15 protein-coding genes are annotated in these 17,062 nt (G+C 64.7%); 8 read left to right on the forward strand and 7 right to left on the reverse strand.

What is annotated here, in order from left to right:
- The 4 genes from EN993_RS05490 to EN993_RS05505 form a co-directional block, all read left to right on the forward strand.
- The coding region (locus EN993_RS05490) for an LLM class flavin-dependent oxidoreductase (RefSeq protein WP_127262587.1) at positions 1-604 on the forward strand (604 nt) is incomplete at its 5' end.
- Positions 605-718: 114 nt separating this feature from the next.
- Positions 719-1,888: an AI-2E family transporter gene (locus tag EN993_RS05495; protein WP_127262588.1), complete on the forward strand. Its 1,170-nt coding sequence runs from the start codon at positions 719-721 to the stop codon at positions 1,886-1,888.
- A gap of 68 nt (positions 1,889-1,956) precedes the next feature.
- Positions 1,957-2,958 carry an LLM class flavin-dependent oxidoreductase gene (locus EN993_RS05500; protein WP_109667236.1) on the forward strand — a complete coding sequence of 334 codons (1,002 nt, stop codon included), beginning with the start codon at positions 1,957-1,959 and terminating at the stop codon, positions 2,956-2,958.
- An 88-nt stretch (positions 2,959-3,046) separates the two neighbouring features.
- Positions 3,047-3,841 carry an inositol monophosphatase family protein gene (locus EN993_RS05505; RefSeq protein ID WP_109667234.1) on the forward strand — a complete coding sequence of 265 codons (795 nt, stop codon included), beginning with the start codon at positions 3,047-3,049 and terminating at the stop codon, positions 3,839-3,841.
- 20 nt (positions 3,842-3,861) lie between these two features.
- Here the strand turns inward: EN993_RS05505 and EN993_RS05510 are convergent, their stop codons facing one another.
- Positions 3,862-4,881, reverse strand: coding sequence for a LacI family DNA-binding transcriptional regulator (locus EN993_RS05510; protein WP_109667232.1), 1,020 nt, complete (start codon positions 4,879-4,881; stop codon positions 3,862-3,864).
- Between the two features lie 220 nt (positions 4,882-5,101).
- On the opposite strand from EN993_RS05510, the gene EN993_RS05515 reads away from it, so the two are divergent.
- From EN993_RS05515 to EN993_RS05525, 3 genes are read left to right on the forward strand one after another with little or no spacing between them, the layout of a single operon-like run.
- Positions 5,102-6,685 carry a sugar ABC transporter ATP-binding protein gene (locus EN993_RS05515; RefSeq protein ID WP_109667762.1) on the forward strand — a complete coding sequence of 528 codons (1,584 nt, stop codon included), beginning with the start codon at positions 5,102-5,104 and terminating at the stop codon, positions 6,683-6,685.
- Positions 6,682-8,007, forward strand: coding sequence for an ABC transporter permease (locus EN993_RS05520; RefSeq protein ID WP_127262589.1), 1,326 nt, complete (start codon positions 6,682-6,684; stop codon positions 8,005-8,007). The genes EN993_RS05515 and EN993_RS05520 overlap by 4 nt, the downstream gene beginning before the upstream one ends.
- Complete coding sequence (locus EN993_RS05525) at positions 7,994-8,962, forward strand: substrate-binding domain-containing protein (protein WP_127262590.1); 969 nt, start codon at positions 7,994-7,996, stop codon at positions 8,960-8,962. The genes EN993_RS05520 and EN993_RS05525 overlap by 14 nt, the downstream gene beginning before the upstream one ends.
- A 45-nt stretch (positions 8,963-9,007) precedes the next feature.
- On the opposite strand, the gene EN993_RS05530 is transcribed toward EN993_RS05525, so the two are convergent.
- From EN993_RS05530 to EN993_RS05555, 6 genes are read right to left on the reverse strand one after another with little or no spacing between them, the layout of a single operon-like run.
- Complete coding sequence (locus EN993_RS05530; protein ID WP_109667225.1) at positions 9,008-9,469, reverse strand: MarR family transcriptional regulator; 462 nt, start codon at positions 9,467-9,469, stop codon at positions 9,008-9,010.
- Positions 9,466-10,050 carry an amino acid synthesis family protein gene (locus tag EN993_RS05535; protein WP_127262591.1) on the reverse strand — a complete coding sequence of 195 codons (585 nt, stop codon included), beginning with the start codon at positions 10,048-10,050 and terminating at the stop codon, positions 9,466-9,468. The genes EN993_RS05530 and EN993_RS05535 overlap by 4 nt, the downstream gene beginning before the upstream one ends.
- Positions 10,043-10,927 (reverse strand): UPF0280 family protein, encoded by an 885-nt coding sequence (locus EN993_RS05540; protein ID WP_127262607.1) that lies wholly within the window; start codon positions 10,925-10,927, stop codon positions 10,043-10,045. Before EN993_RS05540 ends, EN993_RS05535 begins: the two co-directional genes overlap by 8 nt.
- Positions 10,927-12,468 (reverse strand): 6-hydroxynicotinate reductase, encoded by a 1,542-nt coding sequence (locus tag EN993_RS05545; RefSeq protein WP_127262592.1) that lies wholly within the window; start codon positions 12,466-12,468, stop codon positions 10,927-10,929. Before EN993_RS05545 ends, EN993_RS05540 begins: the two co-directional genes overlap by 1 nt.
- The gene (locus tag EN993_RS05550; protein ID WP_127262593.1) at positions 12,465-15,299 is read right to left on the reverse strand and encodes a molybdopterin-dependent oxidoreductase; all 2,835 of its coding nucleotides are present in this window, start codon (positions 15,297-15,299) and stop codon (positions 12,465-12,467) included. Before EN993_RS05550 ends, EN993_RS05545 begins: the two co-directional genes overlap by 4 nt.
- On the reverse strand, positions 15,296-16,153 hold the full coding sequence (locus EN993_RS05555; RefSeq protein ID WP_126067177.1) for a xanthine dehydrogenase family protein subunit M: 858 nt from the start codon (positions 16,151-16,153) through the stop codon (positions 15,296-15,298). The genes EN993_RS05550 and EN993_RS05555 overlap by 4 nt, the downstream gene beginning before the upstream one ends.
- Positions 16,154-16,399: 246 nt before the next feature.
- On the opposite strand from EN993_RS05555, the gene pncA reads away from it, so the two are divergent.
- A complete protein-coding gene (pncA, locus tag EN993_RS05560; RefSeq protein ID WP_109667757.1) occupies positions 16,400-17,014 on the forward strand; it encodes a bifunctional nicotinamidase/pyrazinamidase in 615 nt (204 codons plus the stop codon).
- The last annotated feature ends 48 nt before the right edge of the window (positions 17,015-17,062 follow it).

The raw sequence follows: 17,062 nt of genomic DNA on the forward strand, positions 1-17,062 counted from the left end.
TCTGCGTACGCCGATCAATGATCGCGGCGTTTATCCCCGGCCCTTCCAGGACAGGCTGCCGGTGTGGATCGCCATTGGCGGCACGCCACAATCGGCGGCGCGCGCGGGTGCCCTTGGCCTGCCGCTGGCGCTCGCGATCATCGGCGGCGAGCCGGCGCGCTTCGCGCCGCTGTTCGATCTCTACCGTGAGGCCGCCAAGCGCGCCGGCAGCGATCCGGCGGGCCTTGCCACCAGCATCAACGTGCACGGCTTCATCGCCGAAACGACCGAGCAGGCGGCCGACGATTTTTACGGCCCGCAGGCGGAAGTGATGAACCGCATCGGCCGCGAGCGCGGCTGGGGACCGACATCGCGGGCGCATTTCGACCAGTCGCGTGGTCCTGATGGCGCCTTGTTCGTCGGCAGCCCCGAGCAGGTGGCCGAGAAGATCGTTGCTCAGCAGAAGATCTTCGGCAATGACCGCTTCCTGCTGCAGATGGCGATCGGCACCATGCCGCATGCCAAGATCATGAAGGCGATCGAACTCTACGGCACCAGGGTGGCGCCGATCGTACGCAAGGAAACGTCCAAGGCCGCACCGGCACTGGCTGCGCCCGTCGCCTGAGCCAATGGCAAGGCCTACGGGCGCAGGCCTTGCCGGCTAAAGGAACCTTGAAGCCACGTCAGCGTTTTCCACCGACGGATGGCACCAATTGCGGTGCGCCGTTGAGGGACCGTGATGAAAGCCGAACCCGCCGCTTTGAGCACAGGCGTTGCCGAGGTTGACGACGCGCGCGTCGCGGCTCGTGCCGACACGCATCTGATGCGTTCACTGCTGATCGGCATCTTCCTGTTCATGGCCATCTACGCGCTCTACTTTGCCCGCGCCTTCTTCATGCCGGTCATCCTGGCTTTCCTGCTGGCTCTGACGCTGACGCCCATCGTTCGGCTCCTGCGCAAGCACGGTATCCCCGAAGTGATTTCCGCGAGCCTTCTGGTGCTGTTGTCGATCTGCATCTTTGCCAGCGCCGGTTACCTGCTCAGCAGCCCGATCATCGACCTCATCAACAACACCTCGTCGATCGGCCAGCAACTCACCGAACGGCTGGCGCAATTGCGGCAACCGTTCGAGAAGATCATGCAGATCTCGCATCAGGTCGAACAGCTGACCGAGACCTCGCAGGAGCCGGGCATCCAGAAGGTGGCGGTGGCGCAGTCCGGCATCATGTCGGCGGCGGCCAGCAACATCCTGTCGGCGGGAACAAGCCTCACCATCATCTTCGTGCTGTCGCTGTTCCTGCTCGCGTCCGGCACGATGTTCTATGAAAAGATCATCCAGTCCTTCGCCCGTCTCAGCGAAAAGAAGCGGGCGCTACGCGTCGTCTATGACGTCGAGCGCGAAATCTCGCACTATCTGCTCACCGTCACCATCATCAATGCCGGTCTCGGCGCCGTCATCGGCCTTGGCCTGTGGGCACTAGGCATGCCCAACCCGCTGGTCTGGGGCGTGGCCGCGGCATTGCTCAACTTCCTGCCCTATGTCGGAGCGCTGATCACCATCGTGCTTGTCACGATCATGGCGCTGATCAGCTTCGACACAATCGCCTACGCACTGCTGGCGCCGGCCTTCGTGCTGTTGTGTGACATCGTCGAAGGCCAGTTCGTGACGCCGATGGTGGTCGGCCGGCGCCTCGAGATCAACGCCGTGGCGATCTTCATCGCCATCGCCTTCTGGTCATGGCTATGGGGCTTCGTCGGCGCGCTGATGGCGGTGCCTCTCCTGGTCGTCATCAAGGTGTTCTGCGATCATTTCGATGGGCTGAGCCATGTCGGCAATTTTCTCGCCGCGCAGCAGACGACCGTCGTCGAGGAGGACGACAACGCCGACACCGAACCCGCGAAAGGTTGATCAATATTTTTGAATTTGCGGCGTCGCCGGGCGCTTCCTACATGCGGTCCTGACACAGGATACCGTTCATGACCGACCTTTCCGTTCTCGATCTGTCGCCGATCATCGAAGGCAGCGATGCCTCGCAGTCGCTGGCCAACTCGCTCGATCTTGCCCGCCATGCCGAGCGGCTGGGCTACAAGCGCTACTGGCTGGCCGAGCATCACAACATGCCGGGGATCGCCAGTGCGGCAACCGCTGTCGTCATCGCCCATGTCGCCGGTGGCACGAAGACCATTCGCGTCGGTGCCGGCGGCATCATGCTGCCCAACCATGCGCCGCTGGTCATTGCCGAGCAGTTCGGCACGCTGGCCGCCTTGCATCCGGGCCGTATCGATCTCGGCATCGGCCGGGCGCCCGGCACCGATATGGGCACGGCCCGTGCCTTGCGCCGCAACCTCGAGGCCGGCGTCGACAATTTCCCGCAGGATGTCGTCGAGCTGATGGGCTATTTCCAGCCGGCCGAGGAAGGCCAGCGCATCCGCGCCGTGCCCGGCGAAGGCCAGAACGTGCCGGTCTGGATCCTCGGCTCCAGCCTCTACGGTGCGCAGCTCGCCGCCATGCTCGGCCTGCCCTACGCCTTCGCCTCGCATTTCGCGCCGGCGGAGCTGGATCACGCGCTGGACATCTACCGCTCGCGCTTCCAGCCGTCCGAGCAGCTCGACAAGCCGCATGTCATGCTCGGCCTCAACGTCTTTGCCGCGCCATCCGACGCCGAGGCACGTTTGTTGTTCACCTCGTTGCAGCAGGCTTTTGTCAATCTGCGCACGGGCCGGGCCGGCCGGCTGCCGCCACCTGTCGAGAACTATGACCGCGATCTCGATCCGATGGCAAAGACCATGCTCGACCAGGCGCTGTCCTGCGCTGTCGTCGGCTCCCCGGAAACGGTCAGGCAAGGCATCGATGCCTTCGTGCGCCGCACCGGCGCCGACGAGCTGATGGTCACCGCGCAGATATCAGACCATGCAGCGCGGGTGCGGTCGTTCGAGATCCTCGCCGAGGCCCATAAATCGCTGTCGCAAGCGGCCTGACAGTCCTGGTACGAGATACTCTTGGCTTGGAAGGTGCGGTCCGCCTCTGCTAAAGGCAGGCCACCCTTCCGCAAGATCGAGCGCCCCCATGAACGATGACCATGACGCCCGCATGCAATTTGCCATCGATCTGGCCCGGCGGGCAGGCGAACTCGGCCTGAAATATTTTCGCGACCTGGAAAACCTGACCATCGAGAGCAAGGGCCACCAGGACCTGGTCTCGGACGGCGACCGCGAGGTCGAACTGTTCATCCGCGCCGCAATCGCCGCTGATTATCCGCAAGATGGCATCGTCGGCGAGGAACATGCCTCGGTTGCCGGCCAGACTGGCTATGTCTGGGTCATCGACCCGATCGACGGCACCGCCAATTTCGTGCGCGGCATTCCGGCCTGGTGCGTGGTGATCGCCTGCACCAGGGACGGGGAGGCCGTGGTTGGCGTCATCCATGAGCCGTCGACCGGCGAGACGTTTCACGGCAGGCTGGGCGGCGGCGCCTTCGTCAACGGCCGGCCGATCAGGACCAGTGCTGCGACCAGCATCAAGGAAGGGTCCGTCGGAACCGGATTTTCAAACCGCGCCGACACCGAAAATATCGCCGTGCTGATCCGCACGCTTATGGTGCAAGGCGGCGTTTTCTTCCGCAATGCGTCCGGCGCGCTGATGCTCGCCTATGTCGCCGCCGGCCGGCTGCTTGGCTATGTCGAAGAGCACATGAACGCCTGGGACTGCCTGGCCGGCATGCTTCTGGTCGAGGAAGCCGGCGGCACCGTCGCGAAACCCGATCCGAAGACGGTGCTGCAGAAGGGCACGCTGGTCATCACGGGTGGCAAAGGCGTCTTTCCGAAACTGCAGGAGCTTTGTTCGGAGGCGTTTGGGCTCTGACTCCGCCGACGAAGTGGGCGCTATGCGCTCACACTCTGTGCCATCGCTCCCAGCGGGCGGCATGAATTGCGGATCATCAGCCGGCCCTTGAGCACCAGCTTGCGCGGCGGCGCGTCCCTGTTGCCGGCGAGACGGTCGAGAAGCAGATTGGCCGCCTGTTCGCCGATCGCCTGCACCGGTTGCGCCACCGTGGTCAGTTGCGGCTGGAACACGTCGGACCATGGAAAGTCGTCGAAGCAGGCAACCGAAATATCCTCCGGGCAGGACAGGCCGATGTCGCGGATCGCCTTCATGGTGCCGATCACCATCGGGTTGTTGGCGGAAAAAATCGCGCTTGGCCGATCGTGCGAGGAAAGCATCTGCATGGTGGCGTTATAGCCGTCGATCTCGTGGAAATTGCCGAAGCGGATCAGCTCCTCCGCGATCGGCAGCCCGGCGGCGTGCAGCGCCTCGCGGTATCCCGCCATGCGGTCATGCATCGGCGAAATATCCGATGTGCCGGTGATGTAGCCAATGCGCCGATGGCCGAGGTTGATCAGGTAGGTGATGGCGTCGAACACCGCGCGCTGGTTGTCGAGCACCACTGTATCGGTGTCGACGCCCTCGCAGATGCGGTCGAGCAGCACGACCGGCACATTGGCGTCGTCGACGATCCCCTTGAGGATCGCGCCGTCGCCGACGCGCGCCACGATCAGCCCGTCGACCATGCGGTCGAGCAGCAGCCGGATCTGGTCGTCCTGGGTGTTCAAATCCTCGTCCGTGCAGCACAGCATGACGGCATAGCCGGCCCGGTCGAAGGCCTGCTGGATGACCGAGACGACATCTGTGAAGAACGGGTTGGTGATGTGCGGCACGGTCAGCCCGATGGTGCGGGTCGTGCCCATCTTCAGGCTGCGGGCGATCGCATTGCGCTTGTAGCCGATATCGCGGATCGCCTGTTCGATGCGCTGGCTGAGTTCCGGACTGACCGTCGCCGTGCCGTTGATCAACGCCGACACGGTGGCGACCGAGACACGCGCCGCCTCGGCCACATGAAGCATTGTGGGTGCGGTGGATCTACGCTGCTTTTTTCGCCCTGACGCTGTCATTTTCGAAACGTTTCGTTACCCCTTGCTGCCAATACCTACGGAATACCACCTTTTTTAGCAAGAATCGAAATGCATCAAACTTCCGTCACCGGATATCGGCTTGACACGATCGAAACGTTTAGATTAGCGTTTGCGGGAAGTTGACGACGACGGAAGGGAGGCCGCCATTGTCATGGAACACGCGAGTTCCCTTTCCCCGGAGCACGGTGCGGCGGATCGGTCAGACACCGTTCTGAGCGCCGAGCGCGTCTCCAAGAGCTTCGGCGGCATCGCCGCCCTGGTCGATGTCGGCTTCGAGCTGCGACGCGGCGAGGTTCATGCCTTGATGGGCGAGAACGGCGCCGGCAAATCGACGCTGATGAAGATACTCTCCGGCGTCTACACCGGCTATGAAGGCACGGTTAGCGTCGATGGCCGCCCCGTCAGCTTCGCCGGCGTGCGTGACGCCGAGGATGCCGGCATCGCCATCATTCACCAGGAGCTCAACCTGGTGCCCGAACTCAGCGTCGCCGACAACATCTTCCTCGGCCGCGAGAAGCTGATCGCGGGCCTGATCGTCGACCGCAAGGCGAGCAGCCGCGCGGCGGGTGCTTTGTTGCAGCGGCTCGGCATCGAACTCGATCCGCAAGCCCGCGTCGGCGCCTTGCGCGTCGGCGAACAGCAGCTGGTTGAGATCGCCAAGGCTTTGTCGATGTCGGCACGCATCCTGATCATGGATGAGCCGACCTCGGCGCTGTCGCCAGCCGAATGCCAGCGGCTGTTCCGCATCATCCGCCAGCTTGCCGACAGCGGTGTCGCCATCGTCTACATCTCGCACCGCATCGACGAGGTCATGCATCTGGCCAGCCGCGTCACCGTGTTTCGCGACGGGCGCCATGTGCTGACCGAGCCGATGGCCAGGCTCGACGAAGACGCGATCATTTCGGCGATGGTCGGACGAAACCTGCTCGCTTCCTCCCAGGAAGAGCGCCACTCCGGCGGCAAGATCGTGCTTTCGGTCGAAAACCTGTCGCTGTCGAAGCCCGATGCGCATGGCTGGCGCACGGTGATCGACGGCGTCGGCTTCGATCTTGCCGCCGGAGAAATCCTCGGCATTGGCGGGCTGCTGGGTTCGGGCCGCACCGAGATCCTGGAAGCGATCTTCGGCTCGAGCGATGGTCGTACCGGTGGCGAAATCCAGGTCGACGGCCGACCCGTGGATATCCGTTCGCCCCGCGATGCAAGGCGGTTGGGCATTGCGCTGGTCACCGAGGACCGCAAGACGCAAGGCCTGCATCTGCAGGCATCGATCACGGACAATGTCGCGCTGCCGCTGGTCGGATCGCTGGCGCGCTTCGGCATCCGCTCGCTGGCCGGCGAACAGGGATTGGCGCGGCAGGCGGTCAAGGCGCTCGGCATCCGCTGCCAGGACATCGACCAGCCCGCCGGCACGCTGTCCGGCGGCAACCAGCAGAAGGTCGTCATCGGCAAGTGGCTGGCGACCAGGCCGAGGGTGCTGTTGCTGGACGAGCCGACGCGCGGCATCGATGTCGGCGCCAAGCGCGAGATCTACGACCTGATCTTCAAGCTGGCGCGCGACGGCCTTGCCATCGCCGTCATCAGCTCGGAACTGCCGGAGCTTTTGCATCTCTCCGACCGCATCCTGGTGATGGCCGACGGCCGCCAGACAGGCATCCTTTCCCGCGACGCGGCCAGCGAGGAGGCCATCATGCGCCTCGCCGCACCGCGCCGAACCATATCGAGACCAGCCGCATGACTGCCCTGAAACTCCTGTCCCGGACCAAGCTCTATTGGGGCCTGATCGCCATCTTCCTGATCGGCGTGCTGGGCTCGCCGATGAGTTCGAAGGGCAACAACATCTTCCTCTCCTACGGCAATCTGCTCGACGTGCTGCGCCAGGTGTCGACCACCGGGCTGATCGCCACCGGCATGACGGCTGTCATCATCACCGGCGGCATCGATCTCTCCGTCGGCTCGCTGATGGCCATCTGCTCGGTGGTCTGCGCCATGCTGCTGACGGTTCCTGGCGTGACGCCGGGCGTCGTGCTGGGCGTGCCGACCGTCGCACTGGTGGCGCTTTGCCTCGGCTTCGTCGTCACCCGCTTCATCTTCCAGAACCTCGCAAAATCCCGAGCCGGCGCCGATCTCGTCCGCGACATCAGGTTGGACGGCATTCGCGGCCTGGTCACGCCCGCCGTCGTCGGCGTGGTCCTGTGCTGCCTGTCCCTGTGGTACCTGCTGCCGCAGATCGGGTCGAAATTCGGCGTGCCTGGCGTGCTGCTGGTGGCGCCGTGTGTCGGCTTGCTGTTTGGTGCGCTCAACGGCTTCATCATCGTTGCCGGGCGGCTGCAGCCCTTCATCGTCACCCTGGCGATGATGGTGACGGCGCTCGGCATCGCCCGGCTCACCGCCGGCCAGAACAATGCGGTGCTGCCGGTCTATACCGGCTCGAATGCCACCGCCGATTTCGAGATCCTGCGCTCGCTGGTGTTCGGCGTCATCCCGATGCCGGGTCTGTTCTTCCTCGGCGCCATCCTGATCTATGGCGCGGTGCTGCGCTTCACGCCGTTCGGCCGCTATGTCTATGCCATCGGCGGCAATGAGGAAGCGGCGCGGCTCTCCGGCATCGCCGCCGGTCGCGTCAAGATCGCCACCTATGCCATCTCCGGACTGCTCGCCGGTATCGCCGCCGTGCTCTATGTCGCGCAGTATAGGCAAGGCAAGCCGGATGCCGGCGCCGGGCTGGAACTGGATGCCATCGCCGCCGTCGTCATCGGCGGCACCAGCCTGATGGGCGGGCGCGGCAGCCTCACCGGCACGTTCTGCGGCGTGCTGATCTTCGGGCTGCTCTCCAACATCCTGCAGCTCCACAACATCAATTCGAACCTTCAGCTGGTGCTGAAGGGGATGATCATCATCGGCACCGTGCTCGTGCAGGAGCGCAATGCCGGTGATCTCCTGGCCTATCTGCGCCTGCCCGGCGGGCAAGCGGCGCACAAGGAAACGACCGCGGCAAAGCGGCCGTCGCAAGAGACACCGTCTCTCAATCTCGGAGGAAACAAGAATGAAACGACGTGACATGCTGAAGCTTGCCGCCATGACCGCGGCACTGCTGACCACCACCGCGCTTCTGACCACCGGCAATGCCTATGCCCAGGACAAGAAGTGGAAGATCGGCTTCTCGCAGGTGACGACCATCGAGCCCTGGCGCGCGCAGTTCAACAAGGACATCCTGGCTGAAGCCGCCAAGCATCCCGAGGTCGAGCTGATCATCACCGACGGCGAGGACAAGACCGAAAAGCAGGTCGCCGATGTCGAGAACCTGATCCGTCAGGAGGTCGACGCACTGCTGGTATCACCGAAGGAATCCGCCGGCCTGACCGGCGTCGTGCAGCAGGCGATCGACGCCAAGATTCCGGTCTTCGTGCTCGACCGCAATGTCGACACCAAGGACTACACCCAGTTCGTCGGCGGCGACAACGCGCTGATAGGCCGCGCGGCCGGCGAATATGCCGTCGAGCTGCTAGGCGGCAAGGGCAAGGCTGCGGGCAATGTCGTCGAGATCTGGGGCGGCATGGGCACCCAGCCGGCGCATGACCGCCATAACGGCTTCCACGAGTTCACCGACAAGGAGCCGGGCATCAAATATCTGCTCGACCAGCAATCGGGCGACTGGAAGCAGGACCAAGCCTATAATCTGATGGCCAACGCGCTGAAGAGCAACGAGAAGATCGATCTCGTTTACGGCCACAACGACCCGATGGCCTACGGCGCCTATCTCGCTGCCAAGGATGTCGGCCGCGAGAAGGACATCAAGTTCATCGGCATCGACGGTCTGCCCAACGAAGGCGTGCAAATGGTGAACAAGGGCGAGCTGACGGCCACCTTCACCTATGTCACCCCCGGCGCCGAAGGCCTGCGCCAGGCGATCAAGTTCCTCAACGGCGAGAAGGTCGAAAAGACCATCACTTTGCCGACCGAGAAGATCACCAAGGAAAACGCCGCCCAGGTGCTGAAGGACAACGGCCTCTGAGCCAAAACGTCCTGCCGGGTGCTTTTTGGCGCCCGGCAGGACGATCTAAGCCAGCTTGGCCAGCAATTTCATGAAGGTGGCGATCTCCTTGGCCGAGAGCGGCGCCAGCGTCTCCTGGGTGATTTCGCGGGCCAGCGGGATCAGGCGCTCGATGGCGTCGCGCCCCTCCGCGGTCAGATTGACCAGCAGCCGCCTTTTGTCGACCTCGTGCTTGGAAAGCTCGACCAGGCCGCGCGCCTTCAGCCGGTCGATGACGCCCTTCACCGTCGCCGCGTCCATGGCGATCAGCGTGCCGAGCTGGTTCTGCGAGGTCTCGCCGACATCGCGCAGCTTGGCGAGTGCGGCGAATTGCGGCGGCGTCAGATCGCCGATATGCGCGGCAAAGATCGAGACATGCCGCTGATGCGCCTTGCGCAGGATGAAGCCGACCTGTTCCTGCAAGAGGTAATCCTGGTCGTCCGGCGTCTCGACCTCGACCAGCTTCAGCAGATTGTCCTCGGTGCTCACCGCAGCCCGTCCCAGGCCTTGATATCCCCGGCGGCCAAGCCACCCATGCGGTCGTGCACGCGCGGGCCGCAGGTCATGGCGAGGCAGAACAGGATCTCGTCGGGGCGCGGGCCATCGCTGATGCCGACTTCCATGGCATCGAAATGGCTGCGCACATAGGCGGCGTTGATGTGGCCGAGCGGCACGTCGAGCTTTGAACCGAAAGCGCCAACCTTCTTCGCCGACGGCACGATCGCCTTGGCGTCGCCGAGCCGTTCGCGCATGGCGTAGCCGCCGGGCACATGCCAGAGTGCACCGTGCTCCAGCTCACCCCCCGTGCCGACAATGGCGCCCTTGCCATAGCCGTCGATCTGTTTCACGTCGCCGCCGAGCGCCGCGATCAGCCGGTCGGCAAGCAGCAGGCCAAGCGGCTTTAGATCGTCCATGGCACTCTGTAGGTCCTCGACATAGCGCCCGGCGAATGGGTTCTTGACCAGCGCCATGGCGGCGGCGCGGCGGCGCGGCACCTTGGCCAGCGGCCCGCCCTCATGGAAGATCTCTTCGGTCAGCACCGCGATCTTGCGGATCGGAAACTCAGGCATGGGCAACTTCCTCCCTCAAACTTTTGTTGGGCGCGGCAAGCGCAACCGAGCCACTGATGCGGATCTCACCGCCAAGAAACAGCGCCGATCCGGCAATCAGGCCGCGCCGGCGAAAATCTTCGGCGACGGCAAGGCCATTGTCCAGCGCCCGCACCACTTCGCCAGGTGCAAGCGTGCCGACGCCATGTGTCACCAGGCGCGCGCCGAGATCGCTGTCAGGCGACAGTTCGTGTGCGGGAATGCGCTTGATGGCCGGATTGCCGGGCAGGTCCACCGCGTTGGCAATGAGCGTCGCCGCCGCATCGGCCTCGGCGCCAGTCCGCGCCAGCACGGTGACGGCGTCTGCAATGCCAAGTGAGAAGGAGCGGCCGCGCCAGCCGCTGGTGGCGACGCCGCGAATGCCATCTTCCGCGCGGATCGTGATCCGGTCGGCGATGCCGTTGCCGGTGCCGGCGATCGCCAAGCCCATCGACTGGCCCTTGCCGATATGGATTGCGCAGTCGCCGCCATTGTTGACATAGGCGCGATCGAGCTTGCGACCGGCAAGCAATGCGGCGAGCATTTCGTCGGCTACCGATCCTGCAACTGCGGCCATCGGTGTTATGAAGCATTCCGCCAGGGGTATGACGGCTGCTTCCATGCGGTGCGCCGTCGGGCCGGCGAAGGTGCGCGGCGCCAGGAAAAACGCCGGGAGCCGCAATTCGGGGAGCTCCTCGACCAACTCCATCAGGATCGTCTGAAAGCGCGTGACGGCTTGAGTGTAGGCAGCACGACACTCATCCGCTTCGCCAAAGGCCTCGACGATCAGGTCGATCGGCCCGTGGTTGAGATGCAGCCGCTTGCCGTCCTGCAGCCAATGCGTTTGCGGGCCGTCCATCATCCGGTCTCGTTCGACGCCGCGCGGCGCAATTGCGCCAGCGGCGGCCATGGATTGCTGGCCGTAGCACCGGTGCCGCGGCGCGGATTGAGGTATTCGCCACCCTTGGCAACGATATCCTCGACGCTGCGGATCTCGGCCTCGTAGCCGCCCAGCCTGATGTAGTCGTCGCGGCGCAAGGTGAATTCGATCGGCGCCACCAGCGCCGGCGTCGGGACATAGCCGAAGGCGCCTTCCGGCACCCTGGTGACATCGACCATCAGCGTGATGCCGCCGCCCGGCCAGACATAGACCGGCGCGCCGCCGACCGTCACATAGGTGGTCAGGCCCTGCACGGAACGGGTGAGGTTGACCGGGTTTTCGGTGACGCCGGCGCGCAGTGAACCGCCGGCGCCGCCGATAAACAGCACGGTGCACAAAGCCGGCTCACAATTGTCCTCGATCAGCCCGACGGACTTTTGCAGCCGTTCGGGAAACGGTTTTTGGACCGGCTTCAGTTCGTCGTCGAGCTCGTAATAGGCGAACTGCTCGCCGGTGGTCGAAACCATCAGCAGCGACAGGCCCGGCCGCGCGCCCTTCTTGGCATTCCACTCGCCGAGAATCGACAGCGGGTCGGAAATGCTGGTGCCGCCCCAGCCCAACCCGGGCTCGGAGACCTTGAAATAGCGGCCCGGCGTCGAACGGCGGCCGATGATTTTTATACCCGTATCCTGCCAGCCCAGCACCTTGCCGGCCTGATGCTCCGAAACGACGCCGGTGATGTGGTCGTCGACCACCACCACCTCGTCGACCAGGCCACGCCATTGCGTGGCGAACATGCCGATGGTTGCCGAGCCGCAGCCGACACGCATGCGGTGTTCCTGCTTGCCGTCGATGACAGGCGGTTTGCCGGCTTCGACTGTTATGGTGGCGCCGCCGTCTATGGCCAATTCCACCGGCTTGCGGTTGCACAGATTGAGCAGCGCGACACAGGTCGCGCGGCCTTCGGCCTTCGAGCCGCCGGTCAGATGATGCACGCCGCCCAGCGACAGCATCTGCGAGCCATATTCACCCGTCGTGACATGGCCGATCGCTTCGCCCGCTGCGCGGACTATTGCCGTCTCGGGGCCGAGATGCCGGTCGGTGTCGATCTTCACCTTGACGCCGCAATAGGAGAAAATGCCCTCGGTGACGACGGTGACGAGATCGACGCCTTCGACCTCCTGGCTGACGATGAAGGGGGCCGGCTTGTAGTCGGGATAAGTCGTGCCGGCACCAATGGCGGTGACGAAGCGGCGCCCGGTGTTGACCAGTTCGCCATCCCAGGCCTCGCCCTCGGCGACGAAGGGCACGATTGCCGCGCCGGTTTCGGCCGCATGGTCGAGGATGGTCAGCGGGTCCATCCGCACGATCCTGCCGCCGACATTGCCGTAGCGGTCGCAGGCGCCGGTGCGGCCATCGGCGATGTAGCACATCACCGGACAGGCATCGCAGCGGATCTTCTCCGCCACCAGCTTCTCGCCGGGGTCATGCGTTTCGAAGCGTTCGGCAAGCTCGCTCATCGGCGTGCCTCCTTTTCGCGGATGCCATCTTTTTCACGGATGCCAGCGCGGATCCGCGTCGGCGTCGCCGGAACCTTGGTGATGAGAACACCGGTGGCATGGCGGATGGCGTTGAGGATCGCCGGCGCCGTCGGGATCAGCACATGTTCGCCCAGCCCCTTGGCGCCGAATGGGCCTTCCGGATCGGGAACCTCGATCAGGATGGTTTCGATCGGCGGCACGTCGCCAATGGTCGGGATGAGATAGTCGTGCAAATTCTCGGTACGGCCGGGGATGTACTCCTCCATCAGCGCCATACCGATGCCTTGTGCGATGCCGCCCTCGATCTGGCCCTCGACCAGCAGCGGGTTGATCGCCTTGCCGACATCGTGCGCGGCGGTGATCTTGATGAGCTTGACCGTGCCGAGCTTGAGGTCGACCTCAAGTTCGGCGATCTGCGCGCCAAAGCCGTAGACGGCGTAGGGTTTGCCCTGTCCCTTGGCATCGAGCGGCAGCGTCGGCGGGTCGTAGGTCTCCTGGGCGCGGAAGACGAAGCCTTCGGCATCCACGTCGAGCGAGGCGAGATCGATACGGCGCGTGGCTTCGCCTTCGCGGATGACGATCGCCTGGCCGTCGAGTTGCAGGGCCGCGTTTCCGGAAACATTGGCAAAGCGCAGGATCTTGTCGCGCAAGGCGCGCCCGGCTTTTTCGGCGGCTTTGCCGGTGACGAAGGTCTGGCGCGAGGCCGAGGTCTTGCCGGCGTCGGGAGTGATTGAAGTATCGGCGCTCTTCAGCTGGAATTTCTCCAGCGGCAGGCCGAGCGCGTCGGCGCAGATCTGGGTGATGACCGTGTTCGAACCCTGGCCGATATCGACGGCGCCCTGGTGCAGGATGACCGTGCCGTCAGCTGCGATGCCGACCCGGATTGTCGACGGGTTGGGCAGCGAGGTGTTGCCGCAGCCGTACCAGCACGACGCGACGCCAACGCCGCGCTTTCTATCCCTGTTGGCACTGTTGAAAGCATCCGCATCGGTCGTGGCGCGCGCCCAATGCGGGCGTAGCGATTCGAGGCATTCGGCAATGCCGACGCCGGAGTCCAGTCGCTGCCCGGTAACCGTTTCGGAACCGTTCCGAAGGCAGTTCTTCAAGCGAAAATCGAGCCGGTCCATGCCGAGCTTGTCGGCCAGCTCATCATAGAGCGTCTCCTGCATGATCGTCGCCTGCGGCACGCCGAAGCCGCGGAAAGCGCCGGAGATCGGCCCATGGGTGTGAATGGCGTGGCCCTCCGCTCGGTAGTTCGGCGTCGCATAGGGCCCGGACGCATGCACCGGCACGCGGTTGGCGACGGTCGGCCCCCAGCTTGCATAGGCGCCGGTGTTGAAATCGCCTGAGAAGATCATCCCGGTAACAAGGCCATCGGCATCGGCGCCGATGGTCGCTTTCATCACAGCTGGATGGCGCTTGGTGGTCGAAATCATCGACTCGGTGCGGGTGTAGGCGAGTGCCGCCGGCCGCCCCGTCTTCAGCGCCACCAGGCCGATCAGCGGCTGCAGCGAAACGTCGAGCTTGGAGCCGAAACCGCCGCCGGTCGCGGTCGGCACGATGCGCACCTTGTCGACAGCAAGGCCGAGCACCTTCGCCGTCTCGTCGCGGTCCATGTAAGGCGCCTGGGTGCAGGCGACGACGACCAGCGTGTCGCCGTCCAGATAGGCATAGCCGGCTTCCGGTTCGATATAGGCGTGCTCGACATAGGAGGTGTCGATGGCGCCAGACACGGTGACCGCCGCGTCGGCAAGCGCCGCTTCCGGGTTGCCGCGTTCGACCAGGCCGGAGGTGAGCAGGTTCGCCGGCCGACTTTCATGGATCAGCGCGGCACCCTCGGCCTGCGCTTCGGCAGGTTGCAGAAAATGCGGCAGTTCGCTCCAGCGGATAGGAAAATCCGACAAATCGAGATCGAGGATCGCCTCGCGCTCGCCGGCGACCAGCGCCACCGCTTCGCCGCGAAGCCGTGAAAACCCTTCGGCCAGCGCTGGCTGGTCGGCGAACGGGCCGATAGCGCCGAAACAGTTCTTCCCCGGAATGTCGGCGGCTGTGAAGACACCGGCGATGCCGGGATGCGCCTTCGCCCAGCCGTCGAGATCGCCGAAGGCGAAGCTGGCGTGATAATGCGGCGAGCGGACCACCAGCACGGCCAGCGCATCGGCGGGGAAGGAATCGCCGCCGAATTTCTCAGCCCCGGTGACCTTCGGCACGCCGTCGAGCCTGATGGGCGAGGAACCGATCGCATGGCCGGATTGAGGCAAGCGGAAATCGAGGCTTGCTGCCTGCAGGGAGGCATCCATCACCGCCGCGATGATCTTCCGGTAGCCGGTGCAGCGGCAGAGAATACCGCCCAGCGCATCCTGCACCTCCGCCTCGGTAGGGCGGGGCTGCTTGTCCAGCAATGCGGTTGCCGCGACCAGCAGCGCCGGCGTGCAGATGCCGCACTGCGCCGCGCCATGGGCAAGGAACGAGGCCTGCAGCGCCGACAGCCGGCCATTGGCGAGGCCTTCGACCGTCGTCACCGACGCCCCGGCGACGGATGCAGCCGGCATCAGGCAAGCGCAGACGGGATCGCCGTCGACCAGCACCGTGCAAGCGCCGCAATCACCGGCATCGCAGCCGACCTTGGTGCCGGTCAGCAGCAATTCATCGCGTAGCACCAAGGACAGTCGGCGCAGCGGCGGTACGTTGACGGAGATGGCGGCGCCATTGACCTCGAAGGCGATGTCGGCTCGTTCTGGGCCGAGAGCAGGCCGAACGGCGCCCGGACCGGGCAGGGCTTCACGCATATCAGGCTGAACTTGGCTCATGCCGCCGCCACCTCGTCGCCAGTCGTTCGCCCCACAGCCGCAAGCACGGCGCGGGCGACAATCTCGCGCACCGCATCGAGCCGGTATTCGGCGCTGCCGCGTACGTCGGCGATGGGTGACAGTTCGCTCATCGGCGCGGCCAGGATCGCGTCGGCAAGTCCGCCGTCCACCGGCAGTCCGCGCAGCGCGGCTTCGACACCGGCCAGCCGCTTGGCCACCACCGAACAGGAGCCGGCGGCGACCGCCGCTTCGGCGACAGTGCTGTTGTCGACGACCAGACGCGCCGCCACCATGGCGATGGAAATGACGAGGTAGCGCCGGGCGCCGAGCTTGACGAAAGCCGACGTGCCGCTGGGCTTCGGCACGCGGATGGCCGTCACCATCTCACCGGGCAGCAGCGCCGTGCGGCGGTTGCCAAGAATGAAGTCCTGCAGCCGCAGATGCCGCGTGGCTGCCACGGAGCGCAGCTCGACCTCGGCATCGAGGACGAGCAGGCCCGGCACGCCGTCGGCGGCAGGCGACGCGTTGCAGAGATTGCCGGCGACCGAGGCGACGTTCTGGATCTGCGCCGAGCCGACCTCTCGCGCCGCCTGTTTCAGCGCGTCGAAGGCCGGCGGCAAGCGATGGCGGATAATGTCGGTCCAGGTCGTGCGCGCGCCGATGACGAAGTGGTCGTCCGTTTCGGCAATGCCGCGCAGCGAAGCCAGACCGTTGATATCGAGAACATTGTCGCGGAAGGGTTTGCTGCCCTGTGCCGGATAGAAGTCGGTGCCGCCGGCAAGGATGCGCCAGGCGCCCTCGCCAAGCAAAGCGAGCGCTTCGTCGACCGAGGTGGGTTTCGCGTAACGGATCACGCTTTGCCTTCCAGAAAAGAGGTCTTCCAGAAACCGGTGTTTCGAAAGACTCTGCCGGCATCGGCGCCGGAAAATTCATTCGTATGCAAATGATATCAAGACGGCAGGAATTGTCAAAGCCGGAGTTTGCGTCGGCTCGGCCGGCACGCATTTGTTAGGTCGCCAGAGGTTGACGCGGCCGGCCATCTGGTCAAGTTTCTGCCTCCGGTCGCGGCAGCGGCATCGAGACAGAGAGAAGGAAGCCGCATGGCCGACGAAGCGCTTGTTGTCATCGACCTGCAGAACGACTTTTGTCCGGGCGGTGCGCTGGCGGTTGCCGGCGGCGACGAGATCGTGCCGTTGGTCAATGACCTGATCCGGCGAACCGACCATGTCGTGCTAACGCAGGACTGGCATCCCGCCGGACATTCCAGCTTTGCCTCCAGCCATCCGGGCGCGCAGCCTTTCACGATGATCGAAATGCCCTATGGCCAGCAGACGCTGTGGCCGGACCATTGCATCCAGGGCAGCCTGGGCTCGGATTTCCATTCCGGGCTCGCCTGGACCAAAGCTGAACTCGTCATCCGCAAGGGGTTTCGGCCTGATATCGACAGCTATTCGGCCTTCTTCGAGAACGACCGCACGACGCAGACCGGCCTTGCAGGCTACCTCCGGGAGCGCGGCATCGACACGCTGACCCTGGTCGGCCTGGCGACCGATTTCTGCGTCGGCTTCTCAGCGCTGGACGCAGTCAGCCAGGGCTTCAAAACCACGGTCCGGCTCGATGCCTGCCGTGGCATCGATCTCAACGGTTCGCTCGAAGCCATGCTGCAGCGCATGCGCGACGCCGGCGTGACGCTCGAAGACCATTTGTCGGATTGAACCGGCCCTTGAGAAAGAACCCCCTCACCCGGATTTCCAACCGAATTG

Source organism: Mesorhizobium sp. M7D.F.Ca.US.004.01.2.1 (assembly GCF_003997785.1).
Lineage (GTDB): Bacteria > Pseudomonadota > Alphaproteobacteria > Rhizobiales > Rhizobiaceae > Mesorhizobium > Mesorhizobium loti.